The organism is Sporosarcina ureae DSM 2281, from assembly GCF_000425545.1.
GTDB classification, from domain to species: domain Bacteria; phylum Bacillota; class Bacilli; order Bacillales_A; family Planococcaceae; genus Sporosarcina; species Sporosarcina ureae.
Window position 1 is genome coordinate 70,578 of record NZ_AUDQ01000014.1, and the last position, 19,013, is coordinate 89,590.

At 41.8% G+C, this 19,013-nt stretch carries 20 protein-coding genes; 15 read left to right on the forward strand and 5 right to left on the reverse strand.

All coding sequences use genetic code 11. The features are described from left to right. Nucleotides 1–18: 18 nt before the first annotated feature. Nucleotides 19–813, forward strand: a complete 795-nt coding sequence (gene recO, locus H605_RS0113360; RefSeq protein ID WP_029054692.1) for a DNA repair protein RecO — start codon at nucleotides 19–21, stop codon at nucleotides 811–813. Nucleotides 814–841: 28 nt separating this feature from the next. Here the strand turns inward: recO and H605_RS0113365 are convergent, their stop codons facing one another. Next, nucleotides 842–2,221, reverse strand: a complete 1,380-nt coding sequence (locus tag H605_RS0113365; protein ID WP_029054693.1) for a glycine--tRNA ligase — start codon at nucleotides 2,219–2,221, stop codon at nucleotides 842–844. A gap of 317 nt (nucleotides 2,222–2,538) precedes the next feature. Here H605_RS0113365 and ccpN point away from each other — a divergent pair, with 317 nt between their 5' ends. The 9 genes from ccpN (at nucleotide 2,539) to H605_RS0113410 (ending at nucleotide 11,521) form a co-directional block, all read left to right on the forward strand. Beyond that, nucleotides 2,539–3,177, forward strand: a complete 639-nt coding sequence (gene ccpN, locus H605_RS0113370) for a transcriptional regulator CcpN (protein ID WP_029054694.1) — start codon at nucleotides 2,539–2,541, stop codon at nucleotides 3,175–3,177. An 11-nt stretch (nucleotides 3,178–3,188) separates the two neighbouring features. Next, a complete protein-coding gene (locus tag H605_RS0113375; RefSeq protein WP_029054695.1) occupies nucleotides 3,189–4,007 on the forward strand; it encodes a pyruvate, water dikinase regulatory protein in 819 nt (272 codons plus the stop codon). A gap of 167 nt (nucleotides 4,008–4,174) precedes the next feature. Further along, a complete protein-coding gene (gene dnaG / locus H605_RS0113380; protein ID WP_029054696.1) occupies nucleotides 4,175–5,983 on the forward strand; it encodes a DNA primase in 1,809 nt (602 codons plus the stop codon). A 15-nt stretch (nucleotides 5,984–5,998) separates the two neighbouring features. After that, nucleotides 5,999–7,168 carry an RNA polymerase sigma factor RpoD gene (gene rpoD / locus H605_RS0113385; protein ID WP_029054697.1) on the forward strand — a complete coding sequence of 390 codons (1,170 nt, stop codon included), beginning with the start codon at nucleotides 5,999–6,001 and terminating at the stop codon, nucleotides 7,166–7,168. A gap of 80 nt (nucleotides 7,169–7,248) precedes the next feature. Beyond that, the gene (locus H605_RS0113390; RefSeq protein ID WP_029054698.1) at nucleotides 7,249–7,815 is read left to right on the forward strand and encodes a hypothetical protein; all 567 of its coding nucleotides are present in this window, start codon (nucleotides 7,249–7,251) and stop codon (nucleotides 7,813–7,815) included. Between the two features lie 117 nt (nucleotides 7,816–7,932). Then, nucleotides 7,933–9,072: an acyl-CoA dehydrogenase family protein gene (locus H605_RS0113395; RefSeq protein ID WP_029054699.1), complete on the forward strand. Its 1,140-nt coding sequence runs from the start codon at nucleotides 7,933–7,935 to the stop codon at nucleotides 9,070–9,072. A gap of 138 nt (nucleotides 9,073–9,210) precedes the next feature. Next, the gene (cccA, locus tag H605_RS0113400) at nucleotides 9,211–9,588 is read left to right on the forward strand and encodes a cytochrome c550 (protein WP_029054700.1); all 378 of its coding nucleotides are present in this window, start codon (nucleotides 9,211–9,213) and stop codon (nucleotides 9,586–9,588) included. Nucleotides 9,589–9,705: 117 nt separating this feature from the next. Beyond that, on the forward strand, nucleotides 9,706–10,413 hold the full coding sequence (locus tag H605_RS0113405) for a tRNA (adenine(22)-N(1))-methyltransferase (RefSeq protein WP_029054701.1): 708 nt from the start codon (nucleotides 9,706–9,708) through the stop codon (nucleotides 10,411–10,413). Beyond that, entirely contained in the window at nucleotides 10,400–11,521 is a 1,122-nt protein-coding gene (locus H605_RS0113410; RefSeq protein ID WP_029054702.1) for a Nif3-like dinuclear metal center hexameric protein, read from the forward strand. The genes H605_RS0113405 and H605_RS0113410 overlap by 14 nt, the downstream gene beginning before the upstream one ends. Before the next feature lie 37 nt (nucleotides 11,522–11,558). Here H605_RS0113410 and H605_RS0113415 read toward each other — a convergent pair whose 3' ends face one another. Both H605_RS0113415 and vrrA read right to left on the reverse strand, forming a co-directional pair. Beyond that, entirely contained in the window at nucleotides 11,559–12,524 is a 966-nt protein-coding gene (locus H605_RS0113415) for a 4-hydroxy-3-methylbut-2-enyl diphosphate reductase (RefSeq protein WP_029054703.1), read from the reverse strand. Nucleotides 12,525–12,593: 69 nt separating this feature from the next. Beyond that, nucleotides 12,594–13,043: a VrrA/YqfQ family protein gene (vrrA, locus tag H605_RS18455; protein ID WP_051210590.1), complete on the reverse strand. Its 450-nt coding sequence runs from the start codon at nucleotides 13,041–13,043 to the stop codon at nucleotides 12,594–12,596. Nucleotides 13,044–13,152: 109 nt separating this feature from the next. Here vrrA and H605_RS0113425 point away from each other — a divergent pair, with 109 nt between their 5' ends. Both H605_RS0113425 and H605_RS0113430 read left to right on the forward strand, forming a co-directional pair. Then, nucleotides 13,153–14,448: a DEAD/DEAH box helicase gene (locus tag H605_RS0113425; protein WP_029054704.1), complete on the forward strand. Its 1,296-nt coding sequence runs from the start codon at nucleotides 13,153–13,155 to the stop codon at nucleotides 14,446–14,448. Continuing rightward, on the forward strand, nucleotides 14,445–15,347 hold the full coding sequence (locus H605_RS0113430) for a deoxyribonuclease IV (RefSeq protein ID WP_198040324.1): 903 nt from the start codon (nucleotides 14,445–14,447) through the stop codon (nucleotides 15,345–15,347). The genes H605_RS0113425 and H605_RS0113430 overlap by 4 nt, the downstream gene beginning before the upstream one ends. Before the next feature lie 33 nt (nucleotides 15,348–15,380). Here H605_RS0113430 and H605_RS0113435 read toward each other — a convergent pair whose 3' ends face one another. Then, complete coding sequence (locus H605_RS0113435; protein WP_029054706.1) at nucleotides 15,381–15,623, reverse strand: hypothetical protein; 243 nt, start codon at nucleotides 15,621–15,623, stop codon at nucleotides 15,381–15,383. A gap of 99 nt (nucleotides 15,624–15,722) precedes the next feature. On the opposite strand from H605_RS0113435, the gene H605_RS0113440 reads away from it, so the two are divergent. From H605_RS0113440 to H605_RS0113450, 3 genes are read left to right on the forward strand one after another with little or no spacing between them, the layout of a single operon-like run. Further along, nucleotides 15,723–16,493, forward strand: a complete 771-nt coding sequence (locus H605_RS0113440) for a metal ABC transporter ATP-binding protein (protein WP_029054707.1) — start codon at nucleotides 15,723–15,725, stop codon at nucleotides 16,491–16,493. Then, nucleotides 16,490–17,320 carry a metal ABC transporter permease gene (locus H605_RS0113445; protein ID WP_029054708.1) on the forward strand — a complete coding sequence of 277 codons (831 nt, stop codon included), beginning with the start codon at nucleotides 16,490–16,492 and terminating at the stop codon, nucleotides 17,318–17,320. Before H605_RS0113440 ends, H605_RS0113445 begins: the two co-directional genes overlap by 4 nt. Nucleotides 17,321–17,345: 25 nt before the next feature. Then, complete coding sequence (locus H605_RS0113450) at nucleotides 17,346–17,765, forward strand: Fur family transcriptional regulator (protein WP_029054709.1); 420 nt, start codon at nucleotides 17,346–17,348, stop codon at nucleotides 17,763–17,765. 65 nt (nucleotides 17,766–17,830) lie between these two features. Here H605_RS0113450 and H605_RS0113455 read toward each other — a convergent pair. Next, nucleotides 17,831–18,996, reverse strand: a protein-coding gene (locus H605_RS0113455; protein ID WP_155979537.1) for an IS3 family transposase whose coding sequence is annotated in 2 segments (ribosomal slippage) — nucleotides 17,831–18,720 and nucleotides 18,720–18,996 — 1,167 coding nt in all. Because the reading frame shifts where the segments join, the coding sequence is not laid out codon by codon here. Between the last annotated feature and the right edge of the window lie 17 nt (nucleotides 18,997–19,013).

Consider the following 19,013-nt stretch of genomic DNA (forward strand, 5'->3'; position numbering starts at 1 on the left):
GATGAAGGAGAGAGCGCGTTGCTGAATAAGTTGGAAGGCTTTATTATCAAAAGTATCCCTTACGGAGAATCCAATAAAATCGTGACGATCTATACGAAAGAAGCGGGGAAGATTACGACGATGGCGAGAGGTGCCAAAAAGCCTGCGAGTCGCTTAGCTGCCATTACACAAACGTTTACTCACGGCTATTTTCTTGTTCGTGCAAGCAGAGGTATGGGGTCGCTTGAACAAGGCGAGTTGATCAGCAGTGTCCGTCACATTCGCTCTGATTTAGAAACGACGGCATATGCTGGATTGATTGTAGAATTGCTTGATCGTCTAACAGAATCCGAACAGCCAAATGCAAGCATATTTCGTTTGCTAGGTGAGTCATTTAACGCTATGGAAGAAGGCTATGATGCAGAAGCCATCTCACTGTTCGTTCAGTGGAAGATGCTGCCGGTTGCAGGCATACATCCTATACTTCATGAGTGTGCGAGTTGCGGCGCTACAGAAGGTGAATTCGCTTTTTCCTTTCAACAGATAGGTTTTCTCTGTCATCGCTGCTTTCACGTAGATCCGTACATCATTCGTCTGTCGCCTACACAAATCAAGTTGATCCGAATGTTTTACAATGTTCCGCTTGATCAAATTGGTAAGCTGACGTTGAAGAAACCGACGAAGACATTTATGGCGAAGCTTGTTTCAACGATTTATCAGGAGCAAACTGGGATTTTTCTGAAATCTAGAAAGTTCATCGAACAACTGGAACGTACACCTGAATTGCAAAAACCAAAAAGACAAACTAAAGAAAGCCCAGAAGAGGAAGGCTAATGCCAACTTCTCCTGGGCTTTTCTATAGTTAAAACTGTAGGTGCTTTTGGATATATGCTGTAACGTCTGCAATTGGCATACGTTCTTGTTCCATGGAATCACGGTGACGAACAGTTACTTGTTGGTCTTCCAGTGAATCGAAGTCAAATGTAATACAGAATGGTGTACCGATTTCATCTTGACGACGGTAACGACGTCCGATAGATTGGGAATCATCATATTGTACTGGGAAATGCTTTGAAAGCTCTGCATATACTTTCTGTGCATCATCTGCAAGTTTTTTAGATAATGGCAGTACAGCTGCTTTGATTGGTGCTAATGCTGGGTGGAAACGAAGAACAGTACGTGTGTCACCGTCTTCAAGTTCCTCTGTATCAAATGCATCACATAAGAATGCCAACGTTACGCGGTCCGCTCCAACGGAAGGTTCGATACAGTATGGTACGTATTTTTCATTCGTAATTGGATCTTGATAATGGAAGTCTTCGCCTGAATATTCCATATGACGCTTCAAGTCGAAGTCCGTACGGTTTGCGATTCCCCATAGCTCTCCCCAACCAAATGGGAATTTGTATTCAATATCCACAGTTCCTTTAGAATAATGGGACAGCTCATCTTCATTGTGTTCGCGAAGACGGATATTGTCTTTGTTCAAACCAAGGTTCAATAACAAGTTTTCTGACTGGTCAATCCAGTACTTATACCACTGCTCATCTTCGCCTGGCTTACAGAAGAATTCAAGTTCCATTTGTTCGAATTCACGAGTACGGAATGTGAAGTTACCCGGTGTGATTTCGTTACGGAAACTTTTTCCGACTTGTGCAATACCAAAAGGTACTTTCTTTCTCATAGAGCGTTGAACATTTTTAAAGTTCACGAAGATCCCTTGTGCCGTTTCCGGACGTAAAAAGATTTCGTTAGCAGAGGAGTCAGTTACTCCTTGGCTTGTTTTGAACATTAAGTTGAATTGACGGATTTCTGTATAATCCAATGCGCCACATGTAGGGCATTTTATTTCATGTTCTTGAATCAAATCGAACATTTTATCAAACGGTAGGCCATCCACGACCATTTCAATTCCCTTCGCATCCAATGCTTCTTCAATTAATTTATCTGCACGGTGACGGGTATTACATTTTTTACAGTCGATCATCGGATCATTGAAGTTTCCAATATGACCGGATGCTTCCCAAACTTTCGGGTTCATCAGGATCGCGGAATCAAGACCTACGTTGTAAGGGGATTCCTGGATAAATTTCTGCCACCAAGCACGCTTGATATTGTTTTTTAGTTCGACACCTAGTGGACCATAATCCCAAGTGTTCGCCAAACCACCATAAATATCAGACCCTGGGAATACGAATCCCCGTTGTTTTGAAAGATTGACTACTTGTTCCATAGATAACATTCTAAACGCCTCCAATTAAAATAAGCACACGTCTCCGGACATGAAAATCATGTCCGGGGACGAGTGCATGATAACCCGCGGTTCCACCCCGATTGGTTTTTCAACCCACTTTCATAATGAACATTTCAACTCCCGGCTGCCGTTTTCGTGTAGGTACAGGCTTTCACTATCCCTGTTCGCTCAAAATATACACTACTTATTGACCGTTCTTCGTTTACTTCGTTCAAAATTAGTGTAGCATGCTTCTCCTTTCTTCGCAATAGCGAGCGCGTTGATATATAATTAGTAAGTAAATACAACTTTGAAGTCTGAAGGCGGTGACATGTTTGGAATTAAATACACGTCAGAATGAAATCCTCGACATCGTCAAAGGAAACGGTCCGATTACAGGAGAGCAAATTGCTGAACGATTGCATTTGGCGCGCGCTACCATCCGGCCGGATCTAGCAATCTTGACGATGGCTGGATTTTTGGATGCACGACCGCGTGTAGGTTATTTCTATTCTGGCAAGAAACCTATCAAATCCGTCGCGGATGGCATGGTAGATATGATTGTGGCCAATTATCAATCAAGACCAGTCGTCATCACTGAAAATCTATCTGTATATGACGCGATTTGCCAGCTGTTTTTAGAAGATGTAGGTACACTATTCGTAGTAGACCAGCAGTCGTTATTGACAGGCGTTGTGTCACGTAAGGATTTGCTGAGAACGAGCATCGGAAGAACAGGATTAGAAAAGATACCCGTGCATGTCATAATGACAAGAATGCCGAATGTCACATATTGCAAAAAAGAAGATACACTCATTTCTGTTGCCAAAAAAATGATGGACAGCCAAATTGATTCATTACCTATAGTTCAAGAACGTGAACATGGACTTGAAGTAATGGGGCGAGTGACGAAAACCAATATTACCGCCGCTTTTCTTTCATTAGTGGAAGATCAAGATGTATGAGGAGTGACAGGATGACAAAATTCACATTATTCATTGTCTCGGATTCTGTCGGGGAAACTGCAGGCCTTGTGACGAAAGCAGCCGCAAGTCAGTTTCGTCATGATTTAGAGACTGTTTCCATTAAAAGATTCTCGTATATAGAAGAGAATTCGCAATTGGAAGAAATCGTGTTCTTAGCAAAGCAACAACAAGCATTGATTGTTTTTACATTGGTCAAAAGCCAAATGAGGAAGCAGCTACATCTACTTTGCGAAGAATTGAAAGTACCTGCAGTAGACTTGCTTGGTCCATTGATTGACAAGATGGGAGATCGGTTGAAACAAGTACCGTTTGAAGAGCCCGGTCTTGTCAGAAAGTTGGACGATGATTATTTTAAGAAAATCGAAGCGATTGAGTTTGCGGTTCGCTATGACGATGGAAGAGACACACGTGGCATATTGGAAGCGGATATTGTTTTAATCGGTGTCTCACGAACTTCCAAAACGCCGTTATCTCAATTCCTTGCGAATAAAGGTTTTAAAGTGGCCAATGTGCCGCTTGTGCCTGAAGTGGACCCGCCATCAGAACTGTTTTCCATTGATCCTGCAAAGTGCTTCGGCTTATGTATTTCCGTTGAGCAATTGAATTCAATTCGAAAATCCCGCTTGGAGACATTAGGCTTGAATGATGATGCAAACTATGCGACAATAGCACGTATTCAACAAGAGATCGACTATTTTAATAGAATTACTACACGTGTCGGTTGTAACGTCATTGATGTGACGAATCGCGCGGTAGAAGAGACAGCCAATACGATTCTAAAAGCATTTTCAGCAAGGAAGGCCAACTGAACGAACTAGTTGGGTCTTCTTTTTTCTGTGTGTCTCCACTCAGCTAACATGTCATAAATGTGACATAAATGCAGATACTGAAAATATTTATAGCGAAAAATGTCGATAAAGAAGGGTTTTTGGAAAACGTCTAGAATTTATGTATATAGAGTGGAAATGGTGATAGAATGACAAGAATATCTGACGAAACAATTGAGGAAATCCGTTCAGGAACCGATATTGTCGATTTGATCAGTGAATATGTCCAATTAGCAAAAAGAGGTAAAAATTGGTTTGGACTCTGTCCGTTCCACGAAGAAGGTAGCCCGTCTTTCTCTGTTTCCGAAGACAAGCAACTATTCCATTGTTTTGGTTGTGGAGCAAGCGGTAATGCCATTACGTTCATGATGGATATGGAAAATCGGTCATTCATCGACTCAATCGTCAAACTAGGCAGCCGAATGGGATTGGAGTTGGAAAGTTCCCAAACAGATAACCAAGCGTCAACATCCTCATCAAACCATAAGATGCTGAAGGCCTATACACTGGCTGCTAATTTTTACAGCCATCTGCTCTTAAACACCATAGAAGGCGAAAAAGCATTAGAATATCTAGAAAAAAGAGGATTTACGCGTAACGAGATAGAACAGTATGAAATAGGATGGTCTCCTGTTCAGTCAGATGCCTTATCGGCACTGCTAAAGAGACAAGGTTTTGACATGAAGGAAATGGAAACGGCAGGGCTTTGTTTCCATAAGGAAGATGGCTCAGGTTATTTTGACCGTTTCAGGGGAAGGATCATGTTTCCGATTCAGGATGATAATGGTGCAACTATCGCATTCTCCGGCAGAAGGTTGGAGGATTCTTCTTCTGAGGCTAAATATATCAATAGTCCAGAAACTCCCGTCTTTGAAAAGAGTAAGGTTTTGTTTAATTTTCACCGTGCACGTCTTAATGTTCGAAAAACGGGTAAAGTAGTACTATTCGAAGGTTTCATGGACACGATTGCAGCAGATCGTGGCGGAATAGGAAATACGGTGGCTGTTATGGGTACTGCATTATCCGCGCATCATATCGTGAAATTAAAGCGAATGGCAAAAAAGATAGTCATTTGCTGTGATGGTGATTCAGCTGGCTGGGGGGCTGCCAAACGATTTGCCGACCAACTAATGGATAGCGGAATGGATGTACTGGTTGCCACTTTACCTGATAAAATGGACCCTGATGACTATATCGGTCAACATGGTTCAGATGTATTTTCAGAAAAGGTGCTTGATCAAGCGCTATCATATATTTCTTTTGTAGCAGCCTATTATAGAAGAGATAAGAATTTATCCGTTGATCATGACATCAAGCAATACGTACATGAAGTATTTGATGAACTGGCTCACCGTTGTTCTCCTATTGAGAAAGACTTATTGATCCAGCAACTCCACAATGAAACACAGGCTTCAAAAGAATCACTTGGTCAAGAATTCACCAAGTCGATTGCAAAAAAGGCGAAACAATCGCGAGATACAAGTCCTGAAGAAAGCAGAACTGTGCATGTTACAAAAGCTCCGGCGAATCGTGCAGAAACAGATCGTGCGGAACAATTACTTCTTGCGCATCTGCTGATGGACGCAGATCTATTCGAAGAAAAACGGCTGGAACTTCAAGATTTATTTGTAAGAGATGACGTCATCAAAATATTCTTTAAGTTAGCAGCGTTTTATGAGCAATATGATTTGCCAAACTATCAGCGGTTTGCAGAAACGTTGGAAGACCGGCAACTGAAAAAAGTAGTCATGGAAGCCATCTTAACTGAACGTTCACAGGAGCATACCACACAAGAAGTAAATGACTGTATCCGTCATTTAAAAAGAAATCAAATTAAACGTCTAATTGATCAAAAGCGATACGAATCAAAAGAAGCAGAAAAAAGGAACGACCTACTAAAAGCAATGGAGTTGGCCTCGGAAGTAATCCAGCTTGTGAGATCGTTAAAGGTTCTGTAAGGAGGTATAGTCACTATGACAAAAGAAGAACAAACGGGAGAAGTAGAATTGACTCTTGAAGAAGCAAAAGCGGCTATTATTGAAGCAGGTAAAAAAGCAGGTGAGCTAACACTGGAGGATGTAACGGAAAAACTGTCATCCTTTGAAATGGAGCCTGAGCAATTCGAAGAGTTTCTTGACCAGATAGAAGCACAAGAAATTGAAATGGACAGAAAAGAAGAAGCTGATCCCAAGGCTGAAAAAGAAGAGCAATTTGATTTAAATGACTTAAGTGTACCGCCAGGTGTCAGAATCAACGATCCAGTCCGTATGTATTTGAAAGAAATTGGACGAGTGGATTTATTGACGGGTAAAGAAGAAGTAGATTTGGCGATCCGTATTATTGATGGTTTAGCTTCTGAAGCTATCCTTGAAGAAACAGGGGAAATGACACCTGAAATAGAAACAAGTATTATACGTGGTGAGAATGCCAAAAAGAAATTGGCTGAAGCGAACTTACGTTTAGTTGTCAGTATCGCGAAACGCTATGTCGGTCGCGGCATGCTATTCTTAGATTTGATCCAAGAAGGAAATATGGGTCTTATTAAAGCTGTTGAGAAATTTGACCATACGAAGGGCTTTAAATTCAGTACGTACGCAACTTGGTGGATTCGTCAGGCAATCACTCGCGCAATCGCAGACCAGGCACGTACGATCCGTATTCCTGTGCATATGGTGGAAACGATTAATAAACTGATCCGTGTCCAACGTCAATTACTCCAAGATTTAGGACGAGAGCCTTCACCTGAAGAAATTGGAGAAGAAATGGACTTGACTCCAGAAAAAGTTCGTGAAATCTTGAAGATAGCTCAAGAACCGGTATCATTAGAAACGCCAATTGGTGAAGAAGATGACTCTCATCTAGGCGATTTTATCGAAGACTCAGAAGCACAGTCTCCTTCAGACCATGCAGCTTATGAATTGTTGAAGGAACAGCTTGAAGACGTGTTAGATACGTTAACAGATCGCGAAGAAAATGTATTACGTTTACGCTTTGGTCTAGATGATGGCCGTACGCGTACGCTTGAAGAAGTGGGCAAAGTATTTGGTGTTACGCGTGAGCGTATTCGTCAAATCGAGGCAAAGGCACTTAGAAAGTTACGCCACCCATCACGCAGCAAACGTCTCAAAGACTTCTTAGAATAATAAGTGCATCGGCTTGATATAGCCGATGCTTTTTATTCTTTAGTGAAAAAAAGAAGATTGATACTATTGGAGGAGAAAGGATGGCTATAGATAAGAAACAGATCATCATTTCTGAAATCCGGTATTGGAAAGCCAATAAACTTCTTCCTGAACATTATTGCGACTTCCTCATTACCTTGTATGCACAAGGAGAAGATCCGGATGAAGTGGCAGAGCAAGAATTGTCCACACTTCAAATTGAACGCAAACAGTTGCGAACCAAACAATTCATGATTTTTCTCATCAGCTTATTGCTTGCAGGCGTAGCGTCAATTGCTATGTTCGTACTGACGGAATATCCAGTTACTACATTGACTGTTGCTGCTGTATTGGCTATGATTTTTCTAACGCTCGTTTCTGGAAAAACATTTATCAAGAAAGGTTTTGCACCATTCCTCTACATATCGATGGCATTTCTTTTATTGATGATGTCATTGAAGATTTGGACTGCATTTTTTGATGAAGACACGACTTTACTGATCGGCCTTCTCGTATTAAACTGCGGTTTATGGTTATTTACTGGAAGATTACTAAAGTTATTATACTTTACTATTTCGGGCTCACTAGGTCTATTGACAGTAGTCGCATTTTTAATATTATCTATATAATCGGACGGAATGCAATGAATGTATTGCTATATTCCGTCCGTTTTCTATATACTGCCATGTAAGGGTTTACAATTTCATCGGAAATAGAATCGTATAAGTGGAGAGAGGATGATCAGAATGAATTTTGATTTAACTCAAGAACAGCGTATGGTGAAAAAACTGATGAGAGACTTTGCCAATGAGGAAGTAGCGCCAGGTGCAGTCGATCGTGATCGCTCGGGAGAGTTTCCGGTGGAGATTTTTAAAAAGCTTTCCAAAATGGGCATGATGGGCTTACCATTTCCCGAGAAATACGGTGGGGGTGAAGCCGACACGATCAGTTTTGCCATTGTCACGGAAGAATTGAGCCGTGCATGTGCCTCGACGGGTATTACGTATTCTGCGCATATTTCACTAGGTGGTGCTCCTTTACACTTATTTGGAACAGAAGAGCAAAAACAGAAGTATTTAACACCGATCTGTACAGGCGAATCATTTGGTGCATTCGGTTTGACAGAGCCCAATGCTGGTTCTGACGCTGGCGGAACAGAGACGTCTGCCGTGCTTTCTGACGGTCAGTATACGATCAATGGATCAAAGGTCTATATCACCAATGCAAGCTACGCTAAACACCTAGCATTGACTGCTGTTACGGGTCGTGAAGACGGCAAGAAAGAAATTAGCGCAATTATCGTTCCAACAGATTCGAAAGGCTTTAAAATTATCGATAACTATGAAAAGATGGGCTTGCATGCTTCCAATACTACAGAACTATTGCTTGAAGATGTAGTAGTTCCAGAAGAGAATCTGCTTGGTGACACTGGTAAAGGGTTCCAGCAATTTCTTGTAACACTTGACGGCGGTCGTATCGGTATCGGTGCGATGGCAGTAGGTATTGCACAGGCAGCTTACGAGCGCGCTTTGAAGTATTCAAAAGAACGCAAGCAATTCGGAAAGACATTATCCTCTTTCCAAATTACGCAATTCAAACTTGCGGATATGGCGATGAAGATCGAACTTGCACGGACTATGGTGTATAAAGCAGCATGGCTGAAAGACCAAGGCAGAAAGTTTACAATGGAAGCTTCGATGTGTAAATTATATGCTTCCGAAATTGCGATGGAAGTTGCCAATGAAGCGATCCAAATACACGGTGGTTATGGCTATATGCGCGAATATGAAGTAGAGCGTTACTTACGTGATGCCAAGCTCCTTGAAATTGGAGAAGGCACTTCTGAAGTACAGCGGATGGTCATCGCTAGACAACTTGGTTGCTGACCTGCGAATTATGGCGATTCTGTCACAAAAGACGAAAAGTCACCCAATAACACTTTCAGTTTTCTTATAGATACAGTACAATGTTAATTGTATACTGTATCTTTTACAGAATAGATTCTGGTGAAGGAGGGTAATCCAATGAATAAAAATCCTGTTGTACCATTTTTTCTAATTTTCGCGCTCGGAATTGGACTGATTTTCTTCATGTCACTTTATGGCCTAGAACAAAAAGAGGAAATTGCTGGAGCTAACGAAGAAGGCACTGAGCAAGGAACTGAAGAAGAAAGTGCAAACACTGGCGAATTTGATGCTGAAGCTGTTGCTCAGCAGAAGTGTATTAGTTGTCACGGTGATGGCTTAGCTGGCGGAATGGGGCCGGCTCTAAATAGCTCACTTGATGCAGATGAAGTACATGATGCAATTAAAAACGGTGTAGCTGGAACTGCAATGCCAGCTGGACTAGTTCCAGATGAGAACATAGATGAAATGGTTGATTACATTTTATCATTAGACTGATTGTCTACTTAATTTAAGGAGCCAGTAAACCAGAGTAACTCTCGGTTTACTGGCTCTTTTGCATTGCGTGAAATGAGTAGCGAATATACAATAGATAAGAATGAAAGGCGGGGAACCATGAATACCAATCAATTATCAGAACGTCTGGCGATGGTGGCCAGTTTTGTTCCAAAGAATACTGTGCTTGCGGATATTGGTAGTGATCATGCCTATCTACCGTGCTATTTAATGAACAAAGGAAAGATACGTAAAGCCATTGCAGGAGAAGTCGTGACAGGTCCCTTTGAAGCGGCGACACGCAATGTAGAATTGAATGGTTTTGCGGACCGCATTGAAGTGCGCCTAGCAAACGGTTTGCAGGCGATAGAAGGCGCTGACAACGTCGAGACCGTAACGATCGCAGGAATGGGCGGTACATTGATTACCTCAATTCTAGAAACCGGCAAGGATCGTCTGACAAATGTACAGCGAATCATTTTACAACCCAATCTGCACGCGATCGCGATCAGGAAATGGGCTGTAGCGAATGGGTTTTGCATTGTAGACGAAGAGATTTTGCTAGAAGACAGTAAAATTTATGAAGTTCTTGTACTAGAAAGAGGTTCGGCTGATTACTCAAAAACGGATTTACTTGTCGGACCGGTTTTACGCCGTAAACAATCTAACGTATTCCGAGCGAAGTGGGAGCGGGAGATGCTTGAATGGCAGCGTGTCATAAATGCGCTTGAACACGCAGAACAGACGGAAGAAATTAAGCGAAAAAGAGCAAACTTACAAGAAAATATGGAAATAGTCAGGAAGGTGTTAGCACATGAAGAAAAGTAATGGACATCAGATCATTGAACTATTTGAAAAGTGGTCACCGAAACGGCTTGCATTTGAAGGGGATCCGGTTGGACTGCATATCGGTCAATTGAATCGTCCTGTAGATAAAGTTCTTGTTACACTGGATGTCAACGAACAAGTAATTGATGAAGCAATTGAAAATGGGGCAAGCCTAGTGATTGCACACCACCCTCCATTGTTCCGTCCTGTTAAATCCATTATGACGGATACACCACAAGGGAAAATGATTGAGAAATGTATTAAGCATAATATTGCGGTCTACGCTGCCCATACCAATCTTGATATTGCGGCAGGTGGTGTCAATGATATGTTAGCGGACCGTCTTGGCATACAGCAGACGGAGCCGATCGATATTACAGACTCTGAACATTTGATGAAACTAGCAGTATTCTGTCCGTTAGAAGATGCGGATGCAGTACGTCAGAAATTGGCAAGTGCAGGAGCGGGCGCGATTGGTGATTACCAGGCATGTAGTTTCAGCTCACAAGGCACTGGTCGATTCACACCGGTTGCTGGAGCGAATCCGACAATCGGAGAAGTAGACCAGCCGACGCTGGTGGACGAAGAGCGAATTGAAGTCGTTTTCCCGGAAAGTCAGCAGGCTAAAGTCATTAAAGCGATGTTTGCCGCACATCCTTATGAAGAACCTGCATTTGATATAGTCAAGATGCAACAGAAAATCAATGAGCAAGGGATTGGACGTATCGGACAAATCTGCAAAGAGATGACGCTAAAGGAATTTGGACAACATGTGAAGGATGTATTCGGAGTTCCAGCTTTACGTTTTGTAGGTGATCCAGAGAAGAAAATCCGTAAAGTGGCAGTTCTCGGTGGCGATGGAAATAAATATATTACGGCTGCCAAGAGAAAAGGAGCCGATGTATTAGTGACGGGGGATATGTATTATCATGTCGCGCAAGACGCGCAGACGCTCGGTCTTGCCATTGTAGATCCTGGTCATAATATCGAAAAAATTATGATTACTGGCGTTGCAAGTAAAATGACAGACCTTTGTAAGGAAAATAAATTAGCAGTCGAATTTATTGAATCTACAGTCATTACAGAGCCATTTCAATTCCTATCATAAATAAAACCGTCGAGCGTACTCGACGGTTTTTCTATACTTAAGGTTCAATCCGGATCACAGGAGTTGGGTTCTTGACTTTCGGCAAGATTTTCTCTAGCTTGAACTTTCTTTCCGGATGATGTGTTGTAGGGTCTTCTTGATCAAATTCGTTCAGGAACGAAATAACTTCTCTAACGATTATAGTAGGTGTAGAAGCACCTGCTGTGACCGCTACCGTCTCAATGCCCATTAGCCATGCCGGATCAATTTCTGAGACGTCTGAGACGCGGTATGAAGGTGTGTTTGCAATTTCTACAGATACTTGCGTTAAACGGTTAGAGTTATTACTCTTTGGATCTCCAACAACAATCAACAACTCTGCTTCGCCCGCTTGTTCTGCTACAGCTTCTTGGCGGACTTGCGTAGCTAGACAAATTTCTTGGTGTACTTCGATGTGAGGGAATTTACGTTCCAACTCTTCCATGAGATGTGCAACGTCCCATTGACTCATCGTCGTTTGATTCGTTACCAGTAGTTTATCATTGGTGATCTCTAATTTATCAATGTCTTCAAGACGCTCAATTAAATGAACAGAATCCGGCGCCACACCGATTGCGCCCTCAGGTTCTGGGTGATGCTTCTTGCCGATATACAGAATATCATAGCCTTCTGCTACTTTTTCTTCAATTAAATAATGTGTAACAGAAACGTCAGGACATGTTGCATCTATTGCAACCAATCCTTTGTCTTTCGCTAATTGGCGAACTTCAGGAGAAACACCGTGTGCCGTGTAAATCACTGTTCCTTTATCCACTTTACGTAAGATTTCCAGACGGTTTTCTCCGTCTAACGTAATGATTCCATCTTCTTCGAATGCGTCTGTGACGTGTTTGTTGTGGACGATCATGCCTAATATATAAATGGGTCTCGGCAGGGTAGGATCTAGCGCAGCATTCCTCGCAATGACCATCGCATCAACTACACCATAACAATAACCTCTTGGTGATATCTTGAGTACTTTCATTTATTCCACTCCACTCCTCTATTAACTTCTCTTTCATTATAGCGGAGATTCGTGAACGATTCAAAGAGTTCAGAAGGGAGGTTGGAAAATACGCGGTATAGATGGCTGATTAGTGGCTTGGGAAGGTGCGGATCTAGGTGTTTGCGGACTATTTGGTCGTGAAGCAGCAGAGGCTGTCGATGCGTCCGGCATAGATTGCACCCCTTTATATAATCTCCACATAGCAGGTATATTTTGGATAAGTGGTGCAAACTGCTGAACTAAAGGTGCGAATTGTTGAGCAGTATTGAAAAAACGATTAGCGGTTTGCATGTATTGATCAGCCCGTGAAGGACCAGTTTCTTGCATACCTGCTTGCTGTTGTGGAGCACCGCCACGCATTTCTCCTATGCCTCTGGAATTGCCCGGCATGCCTTGAGGAAAAGGCGTGGGCGCTCTGTATTGAACAGGCGGAGTTTCAGGTGTCATCCTAGACGGAGGTGGCTGATTACTAAACGGATAAAATGATTGATATCTCATCACGAACTCCTTTCTAATTTTTTAGTTGTTTCCCCTATATACTATGCGAAAAAAACCACTGATGGCACCGAATCATGGTACAATAAGAATTATCTAGAGGAGGAACGATATGTCTAAGTTTACTGATTACCAATTCAAGCCGTTTTTGAGGGAAGCCATTCAAAAATTAGGGTTTGAAGAACCAACACCGATTCAAAAAGAAATGATTCCATTGATCATGAAAAACACAAGTGCTATTGGACAAGCCCATACAGGAACAGGGAAATCTCATAGTTTCCTAATTCCACTCGTTGAAAAACTCAAGCCGGAGCAGAACGAACTGCAAACGGTCATTACAGCACCGACACGTGAATTAGCTGTTCAGCTTCATGATGAATTGAAAAAGCTAATTGAAGGAACGGAGATCAAAAGTGCGATCTTGATTGGCGGTACAGATAAAAAACGCTCTGCTGAACGCTTGAAGAGCACACCGCACATCATCGTCGGTACACCAGGACGTATCCAAGATCTGTCGGAAACCGGCGCATTACCGATCCACACAGCTTCTCAGCTTGTCATTGACGAAGCAGACCTTGCATTTGATATGGGCTTTATTGAAGATATTGATAAGTTTGCTTCAAGAATGCCGGAGAAGATCAGCATGTATGTATTCTCTGCAACGATTCCTGAGAAACTTAAGCCATTCTTGTCGAAGTATATGAACTCACCCGTTCATGTGCGGATGGATGATAAGAAACCGTTGACGGAGAATATGCGTTATTCATTGGTTCCTGTTAGAAGTATGGATAAAAATAAGAAACTCCTTCACGTGATGGATGCCCTACAGCCATATCTTGCGATTATCTTCATGAATACAAAGCAAAACGCTGATCGTCTAGCTACCTATTTGGCAGAACACGGCCATAAGCCTGGAAAAATCCACGGTGATTTAACACCACGAGAACGTACACGTGTTATGAAGCAAGTACGCGATCTAGAGTATCAATACATCGTGGCAACTGACTTGGCGGCAAGAGGGATCGATATTCCTGGTGTCAGTCACGTTATTAACTTTGAGTTACCAGATGACCTCGAATTCTTCGTTCACCGCGTAGGACGTACTGCACGGGCAGGCATGCAAGGTCATGCGATTACGTTGTACGAACCGTCTGATGAAGATGCGATAAATCAAATTGAAAAGCTTGGTATTCCTTTCATTCACGAAGATGTCAAAAATGGTGAGTGGATTGAAGTAAAAGAGCGTCAAGCACGTAAGAAACGTGTACGTGAAGTGGATGAAATTGATAAAAAAGCGGATTCCTTTATTCGTAAGCCGGATAAAGTAAAGCCGGGTTACAAGAAAAAGATGGCAGAACAAAAAGAGAACTTTAAAAGAAGACAAAGGAGAATTAAGAAGAAATCATGACACAAGATGATATCCTTCTAGGTTCTCACGTATCCATGAGTGGTAAAAAGATGCTGCTTGGCTCAAGTGAAGAGGCTCTGAGCTATGGAGCCAATACATTCATGATCTATACGGGAGCACCTCAGAACACGAGACGTAAACCAATTGAAGAATTAAATATTGAAAGTGGTATACAGAGTATGGAGCAAAACGGTCAATCAAATCTTGTCATCCATGCGCCGTATATTATCAACCTTGCGAATACTACAAAGCCTGAAACGTTTCGTCTGGGCGTAGACTTTTTACAACAAGAGATCCAGCGTACTGAAGCGCTTGGTGCCAACCAAATCGTCCTCCATCCGGGTGCACATGTGGGTGCTGGAGCAGAAACAGGCATCGACAAAATTATTGAAGGCTTAAATGAAGTGTTATCTGAAGACGCAAATGTTCGCATCGCACTTGAAACGATGGCTGGTAAAGGAACAGAATGTGGTAGAAGTTTTGACGAAATCGCGAAGATCATCGACGGTGTGAAGCATAACGAACGTTTATCCGTATGTTTTGATACATGCCACGTCCACGATTCAGGCTATGATATCGTCAATGACTTCTCAGGTGTCTTAGATCAATTTAACCATATTGTCGGACTGGATCGTATTTCTGTTATCCACGTTAACGACAGCAAAAACATTTGCGGCGCTGGAAAAGATCGCCACGAAAATATCGGCATGGGGCATATCGGCTTCGAACCGTTAGCTTATATCGTTCATCATCCGGCATTTAAAGAGGTTCCAAAAATCTTGGAAACACCATTTATCGGAACAGATAAAGCGAATAAAAAAGCACCTTATGCAGTAGAAATTGACATGTTAAAAAATCATCAATTCACTCCTGCTCGATTAGAAGAATTGAATAACTGAAAATGAAAAGCGTTGCATATATGCAACGCTTTTTTATTGTAGTTTATACTGTTCCATATACAGCATAGTTTTCTCGTATCCAATGATTGATGTGATTTTTTCAATAAATACGGGAGGAATGCCTGTAAACAGCCAAGTGAATGAAACCTCATCAAGCAAAGGACGTAACTGCTGTACTTCTTTAATAGACAATTCCACACCGTAACTTGCCGCGTAATGAACAGCTTCTTGATCGGGCAGTTGTTTAATTTCCTGAATTAACTGAAGTAAATCCATCTTCATCAATTCCTCTCAATTGGTTGTATCCCTTCGCATCTTACTATATAATTCATAAAGTAATCGGAATGATTCCGAATTAAAGGAAGGGATATGTATATGACAAATTCCATTATTAACTTAGAGCATATTACGCATAAATTTAACCATTCCATTGCGCTATCTGATGTCAGTTTAGAAGTGAAACAAGGGGAGTTTTGGGCGTTAATCGGTCCAAACGGTTCGGGTAAATCTACATTATTAAAAATCATATTAGGATTGCTGAAACCGTCACAAGGCACGATTGAACTGTTTGGCGGGCCTATAGATTCTTTTAACCAACAGCAACGAATCGGCTACGTCTCTCAAAAGTCGAACGCATTTACGACGAAGTTCCCAGCTACGGTATTGGAAGTCGTGAAAAGCGGTTTAACGAGTAAAAAGGGACTGTTCAAACGGTTCAATAAAGAGGATGAACAGCGAGCTATCGACGCGTTGCATGTAGTGAAAATGGCAGACCGTAAAGATGAAAGTATAGGTGATCTGTCAGGAGGTCAGCAACAGCGTGTCTTTATTGCAAGAGCCCTCGTGAGTCACCCGGATTTGCTGATTATGGATGAGCCGACAGTGGGGATTGACAGACAAAATGTTGAATCCTTCTATTCTATGCTTAGCGAATTGAATCGTGAGTACGGAATAGCGATTTTACTCGTGACACATGAAATCGATGTCGTGACAAAGCTTGCAACTCATATCGCATGCTTGAATCGTTCCATCCATTTCCATGGAGTTCATGCAGATTATGAAAAAATGAGTGAGACGGAATTGTCGGGCTGGTACGGTCATCCTATTCGTCGGCTCCATCAAAAAGAAACGGAGCCGGTTAGATGATTGAAGCTATATTCACATACGAGTTTTTACAAAATGCTGTATTATCTGGACTGATCATCGGCTTAATTGCACCGATGCTCGGATTGTTTATCGTGGTGCGTCGTATGTCGATGATTTCAGATGCGCTCAGTCACGTAGCACTTGCAGGGATTGCGGGCAGTCTCTACTTAAGTCAGCAAGTATTGTTTTTCGCTGCGCTTAATCCAGTGTATTTAGGGATGGGTGCGGCGGTAGTCGGATCTTTATTGATCGAGCGATTGCGTAGAGTGTATAAAAGCTTTGAAGAACTGGCAATTCCGATTATTTTATCTGCTGGAATTGGTTTTGGGGCAATATTTATATCTCTTGCTAAAGGATTCGGTACAGATTTAGTTGGCTATTTATTTGGCTCAGTGTCCGCTGTGAGTCGGCAGGATTTATACATCGTAATTTTAATTGCTGTTATTGTGATCGCATTTATATATTTCTTATATAAAGAGTTATTTTCATTGGCGTTTGATCCAGAGTATGCGAGAGTATCGGGGATAAATGAACGCGTCATTCAGGCGTCATTTATGATTATCACAGCGCTAGTCATTGGTGCGTCTATGCGAATTGTTGGGATTTTGCTCGTTTCTTCGTTGATGACACTGCCTGTTGCAGCTGCGATTCAAGTGGCTAAAAGCTATAAGGGTGCACTAGTATACTCCATACTATTCGGAGAAATCGCCGTAGTTATCGGACTGATTTCTGCATATTACTTAGATATCGCGCCTGGAGGGACCATTGTAGTTACGTCGGTGTTTATTTTGCTGTTAGTACTTTTTGGAAAAAAAGTACGGTCATGAGAAGCAGGAAAGGTGGCGTTTCAATATGTCGATAGATGAAGCATGGGATATTCTATTGAAATATGATTATAAACGGACAAAAAACCGAGAAATCTTATTACGGTTTTTTGATGAAGCGGATCGCTATGTAACAGCTATGGAAGTTCGCATGGCAGTGGAGCGGGATAATCCGGGCATTAGTTTTGATACGATCTATCGGAATCTTGCCATGTTCTCTAAGCTTGGTATTTTAGATGAAACAGAACTGAACGGCGAGCGACTTTTTCGAATGCAATGTGCAACAGATCATCATCACCACCACCACTTCATTTGTACAGCGTGTGGTGGCACGAAATCCATTCCGATTTGCCCGATGGATAGTGTTACGGTCAATTTGTCGGAGTATGAAATAGAAGGGCATAAGTTTGAAATTTATGGCAGATGTCCGAAGTGTAAAGTAGGGTAGTTTCAATAAAAAAGGGGGCACATTAGACTGACCTAGCGATATGAGACACATATAAAACACCATGATTAGGCTGCCATTTCACCATATTTTACGGGTGTCAGGTAGCCTAATTTTTCTTGGATACGTTCTTCGTTATAATAATTTAAATAGGTTATTACTCGTTCAGCTACATCATCATTGCGTAATGAATTAAATTTAACGTATTGAAATTCTTCAGATTTTAGACTCGAATGAAAGGATTCAATTACCGCATTATCCCAACAGTTTCCTCGACGTGACATGCTGCCGATCAGGTCGTTATCCTTGATATAGGCTTGATACGCGTATGACGTATACACACTCCCTTGATCCGAATGTATAATCACTCCTGTGGGGTGGTTTCTCGCAGCTAGTGCCGCCTTTAACGTGTCAATTACGAGTGGTGTCTGTTGATGGTCGTATAATTTGTAAGCAACAATTTCATTATTGTATAAATCCATAATGGTTGAAAGATATTTTGTCGTACTACCATACTGGATATAGGTGATGTCGGTTACCCACTTCTGATTTGGTTCACTAGCTGTGAAATTACGTTTAAGAAGATCCGGGGCAATTATGATACTTTCCCCTTGAGATTTCCACTTTCGTTTCGGCTTGATGCGACACTGTAAATTATGCTTTTGCATAAGGCTTTGAACGGTATTGCGATTCAACTTTATGTTGTATTCTATCTTAAGAAGTGCTTTGATTTTTCTATGCCCATTCCGATACTTCGTGCGTTTACACAATTCCATAATGGCTTCCTCTTCCACCGAAAGCGACTTACCGGTTCCCTCTAGACGCCATCTATAGTAGGTAGCCCGTGGTACTCCTAATGCGGATAGAATAGCTGTAATCGTATACTTCTTTTTTAGCTTTTCTACAATCTGAAGAACTATTTCTTTCTCAATCTCCTTTCGATCTCCATGTACTTTTTTAGAATCTCATTCTCCATCTTTAAATGGGACAACTGTCGTTCCTTCTTGTCCGCTTCACTCGAAAGTTCTGGCCCGTGACCGAAGGTATATTGTTTACCTATAGGTTGATCAAAACGATACATTTCATTTGCACGATACCATCTCATCCAAGTTTCAACCTGGGATTTATTTTTGATTCCATGTTTCTCCATAATTTCGTTAGTTGTTAACTCACCACTTAATTTATCTTTGACAACTGCCCATTTTACTTCGCTTGAATATACGTTTTTGCCCACGCAAAAACACCTCCGTT